The 12,950-nt window shown below is 66.3% G+C and carries 17 protein-coding genes; 14 read left to right on the top strand and 3 right to left on the bottom strand.

The window, feature by feature from the left end; all coding sequences use genetic code 11:
• Positions 1-222: 222 nt before the first annotated feature.
• Together CVO77_RS17455 and pyk are read right to left on the bottom strand one after the other, a co-directional pair.
• Complete coding sequence (locus CVO77_RS17455; RefSeq protein WP_106000921.1) at positions 223-996, bottom strand: arginyltransferase; 774 nt, start codon at positions 994-996, stop codon at positions 223-225.
• Between the two features lie 185 nt (positions 997-1,181).
• Positions 1,182-2,636 (bottom strand): pyruvate kinase, encoded by a 1,455-nt coding sequence (gene pyk / locus CVO77_RS17450; RefSeq protein WP_106000149.1) that lies wholly within the window; start codon positions 2,634-2,636, stop codon positions 1,182-1,184.
• Between the two features lie 107 nt (positions 2,637-2,743).
• Between pyk and CVO77_RS17445 the strand changes: the two genes are divergently transcribed.
• The 14 genes from CVO77_RS17445 (at position 2,744) to pal (ending at position 12,084) form a co-directional block, all read left to right on the top strand.
• Complete coding sequence (locus CVO77_RS17445; RefSeq protein WP_106000148.1) at positions 2,744-3,073, top strand: DUF1244 domain-containing protein; 330 nt, start codon at positions 2,744-2,746, stop codon at positions 3,071-3,073.
• Between the two features lie 55 nt (positions 3,074-3,128).
• The gene (locus CVO77_RS17440) at positions 3,129-3,371 is read left to right on the top strand and encodes a DUF2312 domain-containing protein (RefSeq protein WP_106000147.1); all 243 of its coding nucleotides are present in this window, start codon (positions 3,129-3,131) and stop codon (positions 3,369-3,371) included.
• A 123-nt stretch (positions 3,372-3,494) separates the two neighbouring features.
• Positions 3,495-3,812 (top strand): YbjQ family protein, encoded by a 318-nt coding sequence (locus tag CVO77_RS17435; protein WP_106000146.1) that lies wholly within the window; start codon positions 3,495-3,497, stop codon positions 3,810-3,812.
• Positions 3,813-3,867: 55 nt separating this feature from the next.
• Positions 3,868-4,614 (top strand): YebC/PmpR family DNA-binding transcriptional regulator, encoded by a 747-nt coding sequence (locus CVO77_RS17430; RefSeq protein ID WP_106000145.1) that lies wholly within the window; start codon positions 3,868-3,870, stop codon positions 4,612-4,614.
• Between the two features lie 96 nt (positions 4,615-4,710).
• A complete protein-coding gene (gene ruvC / locus CVO77_RS17425; protein WP_106000144.1) occupies positions 4,711-5,187 on the top strand; it encodes a crossover junction endodeoxyribonuclease RuvC in 477 nt (158 codons plus the stop codon).
• Positions 5,188-5,453: 266 nt separating this feature from the next.
• Positions 5,454-6,056 carry a Holliday junction branch migration protein RuvA gene (ruvA, locus tag CVO77_RS17420; RefSeq protein WP_106000143.1) on the top strand — a complete coding sequence of 201 codons (603 nt, stop codon included), beginning with the start codon at positions 5,454-5,456 and terminating at the stop codon, positions 6,054-6,056.
• On the top strand, positions 6,053-6,463 hold the full coding sequence (locus tag CVO77_RS17415) for a GFA family protein (RefSeq protein WP_106000142.1): 411 nt from the start codon (positions 6,053-6,055) through the stop codon (positions 6,461-6,463). Before ruvA ends, CVO77_RS17415 begins: the two co-directional genes overlap by 4 nt.
• A complete protein-coding gene (gene ruvB, locus CVO77_RS17410) occupies positions 6,456-7,478 on the top strand; it encodes a Holliday junction branch migration DNA helicase RuvB (RefSeq protein WP_192878841.1) in 1,023 nt (340 codons plus the stop codon). Before CVO77_RS17415 ends, ruvB begins: the two co-directional genes overlap by 8 nt.
• A gap of 106 nt (positions 7,479-7,584) precedes the next feature.
• Positions 7,585-8,064 carry a YbgC/FadM family acyl-CoA thioesterase gene (locus CVO77_RS17405; RefSeq protein WP_106000141.1) on the top strand — a complete coding sequence of 160 codons (480 nt, stop codon included), beginning with the start codon at positions 7,585-7,587 and terminating at the stop codon, positions 8,062-8,064.
• Positions 8,058-8,756, top strand: coding sequence for a protein TolQ (gene tolQ / locus CVO77_RS17400; protein WP_106000140.1), 699 nt, complete (start codon positions 8,058-8,060; stop codon positions 8,754-8,756). Before CVO77_RS17405 ends, tolQ begins: the two co-directional genes overlap by 7 nt.
• Positions 8,756-9,262 (top strand): protein TolR, encoded by a 507-nt coding sequence (gene tolR, locus CVO77_RS17395; protein WP_106000139.1) that lies wholly within the window; start codon positions 8,756-8,758, stop codon positions 9,260-9,262. The genes tolQ and tolR overlap by 1 nt, the downstream gene beginning before the upstream one ends.
• Positions 9,263-9,271: 9 nt before the next feature.
• On the top strand, positions 9,272-10,099 hold the full coding sequence (locus CVO77_RS17390; protein ID WP_106000138.1) for a hypothetical protein: 828 nt from the start codon (positions 9,272-9,274) through the stop codon (positions 10,097-10,099).
• Entirely contained in the window at positions 10,096-11,463 is a 1,368-nt protein-coding gene (tolB, locus tag CVO77_RS17385) for a Tol-Pal system beta propeller repeat protein TolB (RefSeq protein WP_106000137.1), read from the top strand. The genes CVO77_RS17390 and tolB overlap by 4 nt, the downstream gene beginning before the upstream one ends.
• Before the next feature lie 111 nt (positions 11,464-11,574).
• Positions 11,575-12,084 carry a peptidoglycan-associated lipoprotein Pal gene (gene pal / locus CVO77_RS17380; protein WP_192878840.1) on the top strand — a complete coding sequence of 170 codons (510 nt, stop codon included), beginning with the start codon at positions 11,575-11,577 and terminating at the stop codon, positions 12,082-12,084.
• 44 nt (positions 12,085-12,128) lie between these two features.
• Here the strand turns inward: pal and CVO77_RS17375 are convergent, their stop codons facing one another.
• A complete protein-coding gene (locus CVO77_RS17375) occupies positions 12,129-12,848 on the bottom strand; it encodes a prepilin peptidase (protein WP_106000918.1) in 720 nt (239 codons plus the stop codon).
• Positions 12,849-12,950: the final 102 nt, after the last annotated feature.

Genomic DNA, 12,950 nt, shown 5'->3' with positions numbered 1-12,950 from the left:
ACTGACGAACGCGCGAACGGGCATCCCAATCCCCCAAATCGCTCACCCCTGAGCGATCACCTATGGATGCGACCCGGACTTATGTCCTGGACGAAGAGCTATGCCCTTGAAAGCGGGAAAAGGTCAACCGGCGAGACGGGAGATTCTATCTTCTGCGAGACGTTCGCAACTACGCCGCGACCCGACGCGCAGCCGCGTCGGCTGGCCCGTCCCGGCCACCCGTCACGCCAGTTCGAACATCGCCGCGATGCGGTCCGATGCGATCGGCTCGAAGCGCGTCCAGCCATCGGGGCCAAGCTTTTCGAGCGGGCGGAAGCGCGCCTTATAGCCCATGCGCGCCGACCCCTCGATCCAGTAACCGAGATAGACATAGGGCAGCCCCGCCTTGGCGGCGCGCAGCACATGGTCGGCGATGATATAGGTGCCCAGCCCTTCGCGCAGCGGGTGGGCGGCGTCGAAAAAGCTGTAGATCATCGACAATCCGTCGCCCTGCCGGTCGGTCAGGCAGCAGCCGACCAGGCGGCCGCGGCTGCCGTCGGCGGTCGGCTCGCGATATTCGATCATATAGGAATCGACCGGGGTCTGCTCGACCATGTCGGCGAAATCCTGCTCGTCCATGTCGGCCATGCCGCCATTGGGATGGCGCGAGCCCAGATAGGAACGGAGCAGCGCATATTGCTCCTCGGTCGCCCATGATTTGCACGCGGTGGCGACCAGGTCGCGGTTGCGGCGGATCGTGCGCTTCTGCGAATTGCTGGGGGTGAACTCGTGGGCGCTGACCCGCACCGAAACGCACGCCGAACAATCGGCGCAACTCGGCCGATAGGCGACCGACTGGCTGCGACGGAACCCGATGCGGCCGAGCGCGTCGTTCAGCTCGCTCGCATTGTTGCCGCTAAGCTCGGTGAAAACCTTGCGCTCGGTCTTGCCCGCCAGATAGGGGCAGGGCGCCGGGCTGGTGACGAAGAAGCGCGGAAAACGGAACGGTGCGGACACGCGGGACAACCTCCGGACTCATGATGCGGACCCGCCCGACGCTGGCCCCGACACGCGACTTGCACCGACTATGCCGCGTGCCGTCAATGGTGCAAACATCATTTACCATTTTTGTTCGTCCCGAACTGAATCAGGTGCGAAATTTTCTGAATCGCGCGGTAACTTTTGTGCCGATTTGAATCGGATCAGCTATATCCGCGCAGCTCGTCGCCAGTCAGCGTCGCGACGTGGAGTACGTTGGTCGACCCCGGCGTGCCAAAGGGAACGCCCGCCATCATCACCAGCTTGGCCCCCGCGGTGCAGATGCCGTGACGCAGCGCCATGCGCTTGCCCTTGGCGATCATCTCCTCGAAACTGCCGATATCCTTGGTCGGCACCGCATGGGCGCCCCACAGCAGTCCCATGCGCCGCGCCGCATCGCGCTTCGGCGTCAGGACGAGCAGCGGCGCGTTCGGCCGCTCGCGCGCGACGCGGCGCGCGGTCGATCCCGACGCGGTGAAACAGATGATCGCGTCCGCGGCGATCGTCTGGATGATCGTGCCCGCCGCCTCGGCGAGCGCGTCGGCGGTGGTCGCATCGGGCTGCGTCTCGGTGAAATGCAGGCGGCGGAAATAATCGGGATCGCTTTCGACCGAGCGCGCGATGCTGTCCATCATCGTCACCGCCTCGACCGGCCACGCGCCCGCCGCGGTTTCGGCCGACAGCATGATCGCGTCGGCGCCGTCATAGACCGCGGTCGCGACGTCGGACACTTCGGCGCGCGTCGGCGAGGGGGAGACGATCATCGATTCGAGCATCTGCGTCGCGACGACCACCGGTTTGCCCATCCGCCGCGCGGTCGCGACGATGCGCTTTTGCAGCGGCGGCACCGCCTCGGGCGGCAGTTCGACCCCCAGGTCGCCGCGCGCGACCATCGCGGCGTCGGCGATCTCGAGTATCTCCTCGAGCCGCTGGACCCCCGCGGGCTTTTCGAACTTGACGAGCAATGACGCCTTGCCGCCGATCAGCCGCCGCGCCTCGGCGACATCCTCGGGGCGCTGGACGAACGACAGCGCGATCCAGTCGACATGCTGTTCGAGCGCGAAGCTCAGATCCTTGCGATCCTTTTCGGTCAGCGCCGCGAGGGGGACGACGACGTCGGGAACATTGACCCCCTTGCGGTCCGAAATCCTGCCACCGACCTCGACCACCGTCTCGATCCGGCCGGGGTCGACCTGCTTGACCCGCAGCACCAGCTTGCCGTCGTCGATCAGCAGCCGCGTGCCCGGTTCGAGCGCGGCGAATAATTCGGGGTGCGGCAGGTGGACGCGCGTCGCGTCGCCCGGCGCCTGGTCGGCGTCGAGGACGAACGTCCGGCCCGTCACCAACTCGGCGGGGCCGTCCTTGAACGTGCCGACGCGCAGTTTCGGCCCTTGCAGGTCGACGAGGATCGTCGTCGGGCGGCCGGTGTCCTTCTCCAGCGCGCGGATCGCGGCGATCGCCTTGGCGTGGCCGGCATGGTCGCCGTGGCTCATGTTGACGCGAAAGGCATCGGCGCCGGCAACGTGAAGCGCGGCGATCATCTCGGGATTCGCACTCGCGGGGCCGAGCGTCGCCAGGATGCGCACCTTGCGCTGGCGGGGCGTGAAACTCTGGACCACAAATGCTCCGATGCTGGGGGAAAATCTCGACGCTTGCCTAGGCCCGTTGCCCCTGCGAAGGCAAGCCGCGTATAGCTATTCATCGCCCCAAACGAAGGAAATCCGCCATGTCCTGCAGCGACGACCCGATCGCCCCCGGCGACGCGCTCGACACGCTCGATGACGCCGTCGCCGCCGCGGCCTTCCGCCGCCTCGTCCGCCTGCTCCAGCATCGCAGCGACGCAGCGAACATCGACCTGATGGGGCTCGCCGGATTCTGCCGCAATTGCCTGGGCGACTGGATCGCCGAGGCGGGCGCGATGGACAAGGAAGCGGGCCGCGCGATCGTCCACGGCATGCCCACCGCAGCCTGGAAAGCGCGCCATCAGGTCGCCGCAACCCCCGAACAACTCGCCCGGATGGAAGAAAGCATGGCGAAGAATCCCGGACCCCGCTAGGTGGACGTCGAGGCGATTCTCGCCACGCAAAATCCAATCTTCAGCGGAGTCCAAAATGAGCGAAGCCACCGTGTCCGACGAACAATTGCGCCTTTTCATCGAGCGCATCGAACGGCTGGAAGAAGAGAAAAAGGGCATCGCCGACGATATCCGCGACGTCTATCTCGAATCGAAATCGCAGGGCTATGATCCCAAGATCATGCGCCAGATCGTCCGCCTGCGCAAAATGCCCGTCCACGACCGCAAGGAAATGGAAGCGATCCTCGACGTTTACAAATCGGCGCTCGGCATCGGCTGAGGAACTTCTCTTCCCCGTTTGCCCTGAGCTTGTCGAAGGACCGTTCTTCTCTTTAAACGTCGAAGAACAAGGACGGGGCTTCGACAAGCTCAGCCCGAACGGAAGTGTGGGAGATTCGTCATCATGTTCAGCACCACCACCAACAACGTCGAGGGCCGTCCGGTCCGCGAATATCTGGGCATCGTCACCGGCGAAGTGATCGTCGGCGCCAATCTGTTTCGCGACCTGTTCGCCAGCATCACCGACATCGTCGGCGGCCGCTCGGGCAAATATGAGGATGTCCTCGCCCGCGCGCGCAAGGAAGCGCTCGGCGAGATGGAGGCCGAGGCCGCGAAGCTTGGCGGCAATGCGGTGATCGGCGTCGATCTCGACTATGAAGTGCTCGGCCAGAACGGGTCGATGCTGATGGTCAGCGCGTCGGGAACCGCCGTGGTTGTGTGATCGCCCCCGCCGCGCTAGTGCGACGCCACATTTTTCCATTCGATGGAGGTAAGCTGTGGCCGGCCATAGCAAGTTCAAGAACATCATGCACCGCAAGGGCGCGCAGGATAAAAAGCGCAGCGCCCTCTTCTCGAAGCTCGCGCGCGAAGTCACCGTCGCGGCGAAGATGGGCCTGCCCGACCCCGACGCCAATGCGCGCCTGCGCGCGGCGGTCAACGCGGCCAAGGCGCAGTCGATGCCAAAGGATAATATCCAGCGCGCGATCGACAAGGCGGCGGGCGGCGACGGCGACAATTACGAGGAAATCCGCTACGAAGGCTATGGCCCCGGCGGCGTCTCGCTGATCGTCGAGGCGCTCACCGACAACCGCAACCGCACCGCGACCAACGTCCGCACCGCGTTCAGCAGGAACGGCGGCAACCTCGGCACCAGCGGCAGCGTCAGCCACGGCTTCGACCGGCTCGGCCTGATCAGCTACCCCGCGAAAGCGGGCGATGCCGACACGGTGTTCGAAGCCGCGCTCGACGCGGGCGCCGACGATGTCGAATCGTCCGAGGACGGCCACGACATCTGGACCAGCGTCGACAGCCTGCACGAGGTCGCGAAAGCGCTCGAAGCCCGGCTCGGCGAGGCCGAGGGCGTCAAGCTCGCATGGAAACCGACGCTGAAAAGCGAAATCGCCGACGAAAGCGTCGCGCAGACGCTGTTCAAGCTGATCGACACGCTCGACGACGACGACGACGTCCAGACCGTATGGGGCAATTACGAAATCCCCGACGCGGTGATGGAAAGGCTTGGTTAACCCTCAAACCCCGTTCGCATCGAGCGAAGTCGAGATGCCCATCGGTCGTGACTGCCTTCACGGTGTCTCGACTTCGCTCGACATGAACGGAATTTGATGATCATCCTCGGCCTCGATCCCTCGCTCAGTTGCACCGGCTGGGGCGTCATCCGCGTCGAGGGCAGCCGGATCAGCCACATCGCCAATGGCCAGGTCAAGACCGACGCCAAGGCCCCCCTGCCCGACCGGCTCGCGCATCTCGACACCATGCTCGCCGCGGTGATCGCCGACCATGCGCCCATGTGCGCGGCGGTCGAGGAAATCTTCGTCAACGACAATCCGCAATCGACGCTGAAGCTCGCCCACGCCCGCGGCGTCGCCCTCCTCGCCTGCGCGCGCGCCGGGTTGAGCGTGGGCGAATATGCGCCGCGCCTCGTCAAGAAAGCGATCGTCGGCACCGGCGGCGCGGCAAAGGAGCAGGTCCAGGCGATGCTCCGCGTGCTGCTCCCCGGCGCAAAGGTGACGGGCGCCGACGCCGCCGATGCACTCGCGGTCGCGATCTGCCACGCCAATCATCGGCCGCCAGCTCGATAGATTTCACGCGAAGACGCAAAGAGGCTGGCGTTTGCCGCAAAGCGGCCTTTGCCATTTCCCGCCTCGTCATGCTGAACTTGTTTCAGCATCCATGGCCTGAGGTCTCGTCCAACGCTGCGCCGAAGGAAACGGCAGGCCATGGACCCTGAAACAAGTTTTGGGGTGACGAGGGACGAAAGGGGACTGGGTCGAAAGCAGACGCTCGTCGCCTCTTCGCCCGAACCAAATCTGTTCCCTTTTCATTCCTGCCCCGCTAAGCACGGGCCATGATCGCGAAACTCACCGGACGGCTCGACAGCAGCGGCGCAGGCCATGCGGTGATCGACGTCGGCGGCGTCGGCTATCTGGTCGAGGCGTCGGCGCGCACGCTCGATGCGCTGGGGGCGATCGGCGGCGACGTCACCATCCACACCGAAATGCTCGTCGGCGAGGATTTCCTGCGCCTGCTCGGCTTTGCACGCGCCGAGGAACGCGACTGGTTCCGCCTGCTCACCAGCGTCCAGGGCGTCGGCGCGAAGGTCGCGCTCGCGATCCTCTCGGCGCTCGAAATCGGCGACCTGCAGCGCGCGCTCGCCAGCAGCGACAGCGCGATGATCGCGCGCGCCAACGGTGTCGGCCCAAAGCTGGCGCAGCGCATCACGCATGAGTTGAAGGACAAGGCGGGCGGTCTGGGTCCCATCGTCGGGGGTTCGAGTCCCTCCTCCGCTACCACCCCCGGCCCGCTCGCTGATGCCGTCACCGCGCTCACCGGCCTCGGCTTCAAACCCGGCGAGGCGAGCAGCGCGGTCGCCGCGGCGAACGAGGAACTCGGCGCGGGGGCCACGCTGGACGCGCTGGTGCGGGTGGCGCTCAAGAAGGTCGCGAAATGACCGAAACCACCCGCCACGCATCCTGCCGCTGCGGCCAGGTTCGCATCACCTGCACCGGCGATCCGATCCGCGTGTCGGTTTGCCACTGCCGCGAGTGCAAGGCGCGCAGCGGCAGCGCCTTTGCCGCGCAGGTCCGTTTCCCCGCCGAGCAAGTTCGCACCGAGGGCGAAGCGAACACGAAGATGTGGCAATATACCGGCGCCAGCGGCAACACCGCCGACTTCTTCTTCTGCGGCACCTGCGGTTCGGGCGTCTGGTACCGGGCGCGGCCCTATCATGACGCCTATGCGATCCCGCTCGGCAATTTCGAGCCGGGCCATGGCTTCGTCCCCGACTATTCGGTTTACGAGGACCGGATGGAACCTTGGGTTTCGATTACCGGCGAAGGGATCGAGCATTTTGATTGAGCCGCCCCTCACTACCCCCATCCGCACCCCCGAGGACGCCGACGCCGCGCTGCGCCCCAAATCGCTCGCCGAATTCGTCGGGCAGGCGGCGGCGCGCGAGAATCTGCGCATCTTCATCGAAGCGGCGAAGGCGCGCGGCGATGCGCTCGACCACGTCCTCTTTTTCGGGCCGCCGGGGCTCGGCAAGACGACGCTCGCGCAGATCGTCGCGCGCGAGCTTGGGGTCGGCTTCCGCTCGACCAGCGGCCCGGTGATCGCCAAGGCCGGCGACCTCGCGGCTTTGCTCACCAATCTCGAGGACGGCGATGTGCTGTTCATCGACGAAATCCACCGCCTGTCGCCCGCGGTCGAGGAAATCCTCTATCCGGCGATGGAGGACCGCGCGCTCGACATCATGATCGGCGAAGGGCCGTCGGCGCGCAGCGTCCGCATCGACCTGCCGAAATTCACCCTCGTCGGCGCGACGACGCGGCAGGGGCTGCTGACGACGCCGCTGCGCGACCGTTTCGGCATCCCGGTGCGGCTCCATTTCTATACGCATGGCGAGCTCGAACAGGTGATCACGCGCGCCGCCAGGCTGTTGTCGCTGCCGATCGCCGCCGACGGTGCGCTCGAAATCGCCAAGCGTTCGCGCGGAACCCCGCGCATCGCCGGGCGATTGCTGCGCCGCGTGCGCGATTTCGCGCATGTCGCGGGCCACGCCGTCGTCGATGCGAAGGCCGCTGACGCGGCACTCAACCGGCTCGAGGTCGATGGGCTCGGGCTCGATGCGATGGATCGCCGCTACCTGACGATGATCGCCGACATCTATCGCGGCGGCCCGGTCGGCGTCGAGACGATGGCGGCCGGGCTCAGCGAACCGCGCGACACGATCGAGGATGTGATCGAGCCCTATCTGCTCCAGATCGGGCTGATCGCCCGCACCGCGCGCGGGCGGATGCTCAACGCCAGCGCGTGGAAGCATCTGGGGCTCAATCCGCCCGCGGGATCGCAGGATGGATTGTTCGACAAGTAAAAGCCACGGATTTCCAGGCTTTTCATTCCACCAATCGGCCGCGACTTGCGACGAACCGTTGAACAGGGCTTTCCGGCGAGTCGCCCACCCGCTATCGGTCTTGACCATGGCGGCCATTCCTCCCCCTTTCGTCCCCGGCGCCTTCGTCGGGGCCGCGCATCATTACCGGGCGCGCGTCTATTTCGAGGACACCGACCTGTCGGGCATCGTCTATCACGCCAATTATCTGCGCTATATGGAGCGCGCGCGCTCGGACATGCTGCGCCTCGCGGGCATCGACCAGCGCGCGGCGATGGAGAGCGGCGAAGGCGCATGGGCGGTTACCGACCTGACCATAAAATATCGCAGCCCCGCGAAACTCGACGACGATCTGCTGGTCGTCAGCACCGTCGAGGCGGTGCGCGGCGCGAGCGTGATCATCGCGCAGCGCATCCTTCGCAGTCAGGATGAGTTAACGCCAGAGCGGCTTACAGACGGGCGTGTTACCGCTGCCTTCCTGTCGCCCGAGGGCCGACCACGCCGCCAGCCCGCGGGCTGGGCCGACCGCTTTACCGCCATCATGAATGGAGAGACTTTCCCTTGCTAGACAATATCAAGCTGGCCGCCGACGCGGCGACTTTGTCCCCGATCGCGCTGTTCATCCAGGCCGACATCATCGTCAAGGCGGTGATGATCGGGCTGCTGATCGCGTCGATCTATGTCTGGGCGGTGATCTTCACGCACGGCCGCAGCGTCGGCAAGCTGATGCGCGCGTCGGAAAGTTTCGAGCGCGATTTCTGGCGCGCCGACAATATCGATAAATTCTTCGACAAGAATGGCACAGAGGATCTGCCGAGCTCGAAAATACTGGGCGCGGGCATTTCCGAATGGCGCCGTTCGACCAAGGGCAAGAATGTCGATCGCGAGGGCACGCGCGAGCGGCTGGGCGTCGCCATGAATTCGGCGGTCGCGGGCGAAGTCGACCGGCTGGCCGAGAAGATCGGCACCCTCGCCACCATCGGCGCGGTCGCGCCGTTCGTCGGCCTGTTCGGCACCGTCTGGGGCATCATGCGCAGCTTCACCGCGATCGCCGCGTCGAACAACAGCAGCCTCGCCGTCGTCGCGCCGGGCATTGCCGAGGCGCTGTTCGCGACCGCGATCGGTCTGTTCGCCGCGATCCCCGCCGTCATCGCCTACAACGCCTTTTCGCAGCGGCTGAACCGGCTCGAATCGCGGCTCGACCGCTTCGCCGACGGGCTGCACGCGATGTTCAGCCGCGAGCTGGAGGTCGAGGGCTGATGGCGATGACCGGCCCCTCCGGCGGCGCGGCCAGGCGGCGCGGACGTGGCAGTCGCCGCGCGCCGATGTCGGAAATCAACGTCACCCCGCTCGTCGACGTGATGCTGGTGCTGCTGATCATCTTCATGATCACCGCGCCTTTGCTGGCCTCCGCCGTGCCGATCGACTTGCCCGAAAGCCGCGCCAAGCCGGTCGAGACCGAGGAGCAGGAGCCGATCCAGCTTTCGATCAATGCCGACGACACCCTCTATATCGGCGATGAGGTCGTTCCCGAGGCCGAGCTTCCCGCTCGCCTCGACGCGATCGTTGGCGCGCAGAAGGAAGGCGACAAACCGCGCCAGATCATGCTGCGCGCCGACAAGGGCCTCGATTACGGGCGGGTGATGCGCGTGATGGGCGAACTCAACCGCGCCGGGCTGACGCGGATCGCGCTCGTCACCACCGGATCGGACGGCCCCGCGCCGAGCCAGGCGGCGGTCAGTGATGGTTCAGAGACGAACCCCTAGGCTATGACCATGGCTGCGCAAACGGCACCACGGGGGAATCAGAAAACCGGCATCGCGATCGCGGTGGTGCTGCATGTCGTCGTGATCGGCCTGCTGTCGATCCAGTGGACCGGCGGCGACCGGCGTTTCGACAATCCGCCGATGGAAGTCGATCTGGTCGCCGAGACCGCGGCGCAATCCTCCGCCCCGCTGATCAGCGACACTCCGCCCGCCGCGCGGCTGGGCGAGGAGGACGCCGACGATATCGCCGCGCCGCCCGAACCCGTCCCCGCGCCGCCGCTTCCCGAGCCGGTCGTGCGGCCAACCCCGGCGCCCGCGCCGAAGCAGGTCGCGCGGCCCGTCCCGGTGCCGTCCCGGAAAACGCCCCCCGCCGCGCAAAAGGCAACGCCCAAGCCCGCGCCCAAGGCGCCGGCGAAGAAGGCGACGTCCCGTCCGACCGGCCGCCTCGACGGCATCGTCGACGGCCTGTCGCGGACGCAGTCCAAGAGGCCCGCGAGCAAGGGCGCGCCCGCCGCGACCACCTCCTCCGAATTGCGCCGCTCGATCGACGTCAGCATCAAGGCCAGGGTCGGCCCGCGCTGGGACCGCTGCAAGGTCAGCGGAGTCGATGTCGAAAAGCTGAAGACCGTCGTGAAATTCCGGCTGACGCCGTCGGGCGCGCTCGCCGGCTTCACCGGCGTGACGACATCGGGGCAGAACGACAGCAACCGCTTCCAGGTCGAACGCCATCAGGAATGCGCGAAAAAGGCGATCGAACTGGCCGCACCCTTCGACCTGCCGGAAGAAAATTTCAGCTATTGGCAGAATTACACATTGGACTTCGACAAGGTGAGATGAGCATGACTCTTGCGAGATATTTGATCGCCGGCTTCCTTCTGGCAGCCACCAGCCCCGCGATCGCCCAGGATCAGTCCGCGGCGCAGCCGCCCGCCGACGGCCCACGCGAATCGATCACCGGCACGCTGTCGCAGGACCGCACCGTCATCGCGGTCCCCGCCTTCGCGACCCCGGCGGCGGTCAATGTCGCGGGGCTCAACACCGCCAGCCTCGGCAAGCAGATCGCCGACGTGATCGCCGCCGACCTCGAACGCAGCGGGCTTTATGCGCCGCTCGGCCCCGGCAGCGTCCGCGCGATCAGCATGGCCGAAGTGCGCGCGCCGCGCTTCGCCGACTGGCAGGCGCGGAACGCCGAGAATGTCGTCCACGGTTTCGTGCAGGCGAGCGGCACCGGCGGGCTCGTCGTCGGCTGCTATCTCTACGACACCGACCTCGGCAGCGAACTGGTGCGGCAGGGTTATGAAATCCAGCCCGCCGACTGGCGCCGCGCCGCGCATAAATGCGCCGACGCCATCTATTCGCGCCTGTCGGGGGAATCGCCCTTCTTCGACAGCCGCGTCGCTTACATTGCCGAGAGCGGGCCGAAGGGGAACCGCATCAAACGGCTGGCGATCATGGATTCGGACGGCGGCAACCACCGCTTCATCACCAACGGCCAGGCGCTGGCCCTCTCGCCGCGTTTCTCGCCCGATTACAAGAAGATCGTCTATGTCAGCTATTTGAACGACCGCGTCCGCGTCTTCATCTACGACATCAATGCGGGCACGCAAAAGCTGGTGACCGAAAGCAAGAATGCGACCTTCGCGCCGCGCTGGTCGCCCAACGGTCGCCAGATCCTCTATTCGATGGCGGTCGGCGGCAACACCGACATCTATCGCATCTCGGCCGACGGCGGCACCCCGGTGCGGCTGACCAGCACGCCGGGGATCGACGTCGGCGGCAGTTTCTCGCCCGATGGCAGCAAGATCGTGTTCGAGAGCGACCGATCGGGCGGCCAGCAAATCTATACGATGAACATCGACGGATCGAACCAGCAGCGGATCAGCTTTGGCGGCGGCCGCTATGCGACCCCCGAATGGTCGCCGCGCGGCGACCTGATCGCCTTCACCAGGATGGGCGGCGGCGAGTTCCGCGTCGGCGTGATGACGCCGTCGGGCGGTGGCGAGCGCCTGTTGACCAACAGCTGGCAGGACGAAGCGCCGACCTGGTCGCCGAACGGCCGCGTCATCCAGTTCTTCCGCACCTCGCCGGGCAAGGCGGGCAAATCGTCGCTGTGGCAGGTCGATCTGACCGGCGTGAACCTGCGCCGCCTGCCGACGCCGCAGGACGGATCGGACCCGAGCTGGGGGCCGATCCTCCCCTGATGGGAGGCCGCGGAACCAAAGGAAACCCGCGGGGTTTGACTCTTTGCGTTCAATGCAGGTTAATGCCCCGCGGTCACGACTGAAAAACGCAACAACAAGAGGACAGACAACATGACGATACGCAAAACCACCGCGATGATCGCGGCGATCACCATGCTTGCTGTGGGTGCCTGTGCGAAGAAGGCGCCGGAACAACTGCCGCCCGCACCCGAAGGAACCGGCACCGATACGGGAACGAATACCGGCGGCGTCGTTCCCGGATCGCAGGAAGACTTTGTCGCCAATGTTTCGGCCGACCGGATTTTCTTCGGTTTCGATCAATATAATGTCGATGCCGAGGATCAGGCGACGTTGCAGAGCCAGGCGCAATGGCTCGCGCGCAACCCCGCGGTGCGCGTCACGCTCGAAGGTCATGCCGACGAACGCGGCACCCGCGACTATAATATCGCGCTCGGCGAACGCCGCGCCAATGCCGCGAAGAATTACCTCGCGACGCTGGGCGTCGACCCGGGCCGGATCGACGTGATCAGCTATGGCAAGGAACGCCCGGCGGCGCTCGGCTCGAACGAGGAAGCCTGGGCGCAGAACCGCCGCGCGGTGACCGTCGTCATCTCGCGCTGATTTTCGCCGACTGACGTCGGCGGGCCGGTGCCGGGTCGTTCCAGCTAGCTGGAACCGACAAACAGCGGCCACAACGGCACCGTCGCCCACGCGGCGGCGCAAGCGAAGAGACCGAAGGGGACCGGCCGCCGGGCAAGCGGCCGGTCCCCTTTTCCTTGCGCGGCGAGCGCCCAGAGGATTCCGCCAAAACTGGCGAGCAGCAACATCAGCGGCAGCGCCTGCCAGCCGAGCCAGCAGCCGATCGCCGCGACCAGCTTGGGATCGCCGCCGCCCATCCCGTCATCGCCGCGCAGGCGGCGATAGGCCCAGGCGATGGCGGCAAGGACCAGGCCGCCCGCGAGCGCCCCGATCCAGCGGTCGAGCAGGCCGACCCCCAGCATCGGACCGGCCAGAAACAGCCCGGCGATCGCAAGCACCGCGCTCAGCCGGTCGGGAAGCCAGAAATGCCGGGCATCGAGCAGCGCGAGCGGCAACAGCAACCAGCCGAACAGCGCCCAGAGCCAGCCCGCGGTGCCGGGCAGGAGCGCCAGCGCGGCGACGCCGATCAGCCCGGAAGCGATCTCGACCCGTCCGTGAAACGGATCGATGCGCGCGCCGCACCGCGCGCATTTTCCGCGCGCCCAAAGCGCCGACAGCAGCGGAACCAGTTCCCACGCACGAAGCGGTCGGCCGCAGCCGTCGCACTGCGACCGCCCGCGCACCGATCGCCCTGCCGGCCAGCGCAGCACCAGCGTCGCGATGAAGCTGCCAAGAATGAGGCCCATGATGCCTGCGAGAAGGATGGCGCCGATGATCGGCAAAGCGTCGAAACAGGACAGGATGCGATTCACGGCTTCCCTCTACCCTGCTTCCCCGAGCGGAGCCGA

Source organism: Sphingopyxis lindanitolerans (genome assembly GCF_002993885.1).
GTDB classification, from domain to species: Bacteria; Pseudomonadota; Alphaproteobacteria; order Sphingomonadales; family Sphingomonadaceae; genus Sphingopyxis; species Sphingopyxis lindanitolerans.
Note: the sequence above shows the minus strand (reverse complement) of the source record. Positions and strands in the feature narration are given on the sequence as shown.

Bases quoted from the DNA above. Each gene is read 5' to 3' on its own strand.
- CVO77_RS17440 (WP_106000147.1), top strand. From the start codon at position 3,129: ATGAGCGAAGCCACCGTGTCCGACGAACAATTGCGCCTTTTCATCGAG.
- tolB (WP_106000137.1), top strand. From the start codon at position 10,096: ATGAGCATGACTCTTGCGAGATATTTGATCGCCGGCTTCCTTCTGGCA.
- ruvA (WP_106000143.1), top strand. From the start codon at position 5,454: ATGATCGCGAAACTCACCGGACGGCTCGACAGCAGCGGCGCAGGCCAT.
- tolR (WP_106000139.1), top strand. From the start codon at position 8,756: ATGGCGATGACCGGCCCCTCCGGCGGCGCGGCCAGGCGGCGCGGACGT.
- CVO77_RS17445 (WP_106000148.1), top strand. From the start codon at position 2,744: ATGTCCTGCAGCGACGACCCGATCGCCCCCGGCGACGCGCTCGACACG.
- CVO77_RS17435 (WP_106000146.1), top strand. From the start codon at position 3,495: ATGTTCAGCACCACCACCAACAACGTCGAGGGCCGTCCGGTCCGCGAA.
- ruvC (WP_106000144.1), top strand. From the start codon at position 4,711: ATGATCATCCTCGGCCTCGATCCCTCGCTCAGTTGCACCGGCTGGGGC.
- CVO77_RS17375 (WP_106000918.1), bottom strand. From the start codon at position 12,848: ATGGGCCTCATTCTTGGCAGCTTCATCGCGACGCTGGTGCTGCGCTGG.
- pal (WP_192878840.1), top strand. From the start codon at position 11,575: ATGACGATACGCAAAACCACCGCGATGATCGCGGCGATCACCATGCTT.
- CVO77_RS17405 (WP_106000141.1), top strand. From the start codon at position 7,585: ATGGCGGCCATTCCTCCCCCTTTCGTCCCCGGCGCCTTCGTCGGGGCC.
- CVO77_RS17390 (WP_106000138.1), top strand. From the start codon at position 9,272: ATGGCTGCGCAAACGGCACCACGGGGGAATCAGAAAACCGGCATCGCG.
- CVO77_RS17415 (WP_106000142.1), top strand. From the start codon at position 6,053: ATGACCGAAACCACCCGCCACGCATCCTGCCGCTGCGGCCAGGTTCGC.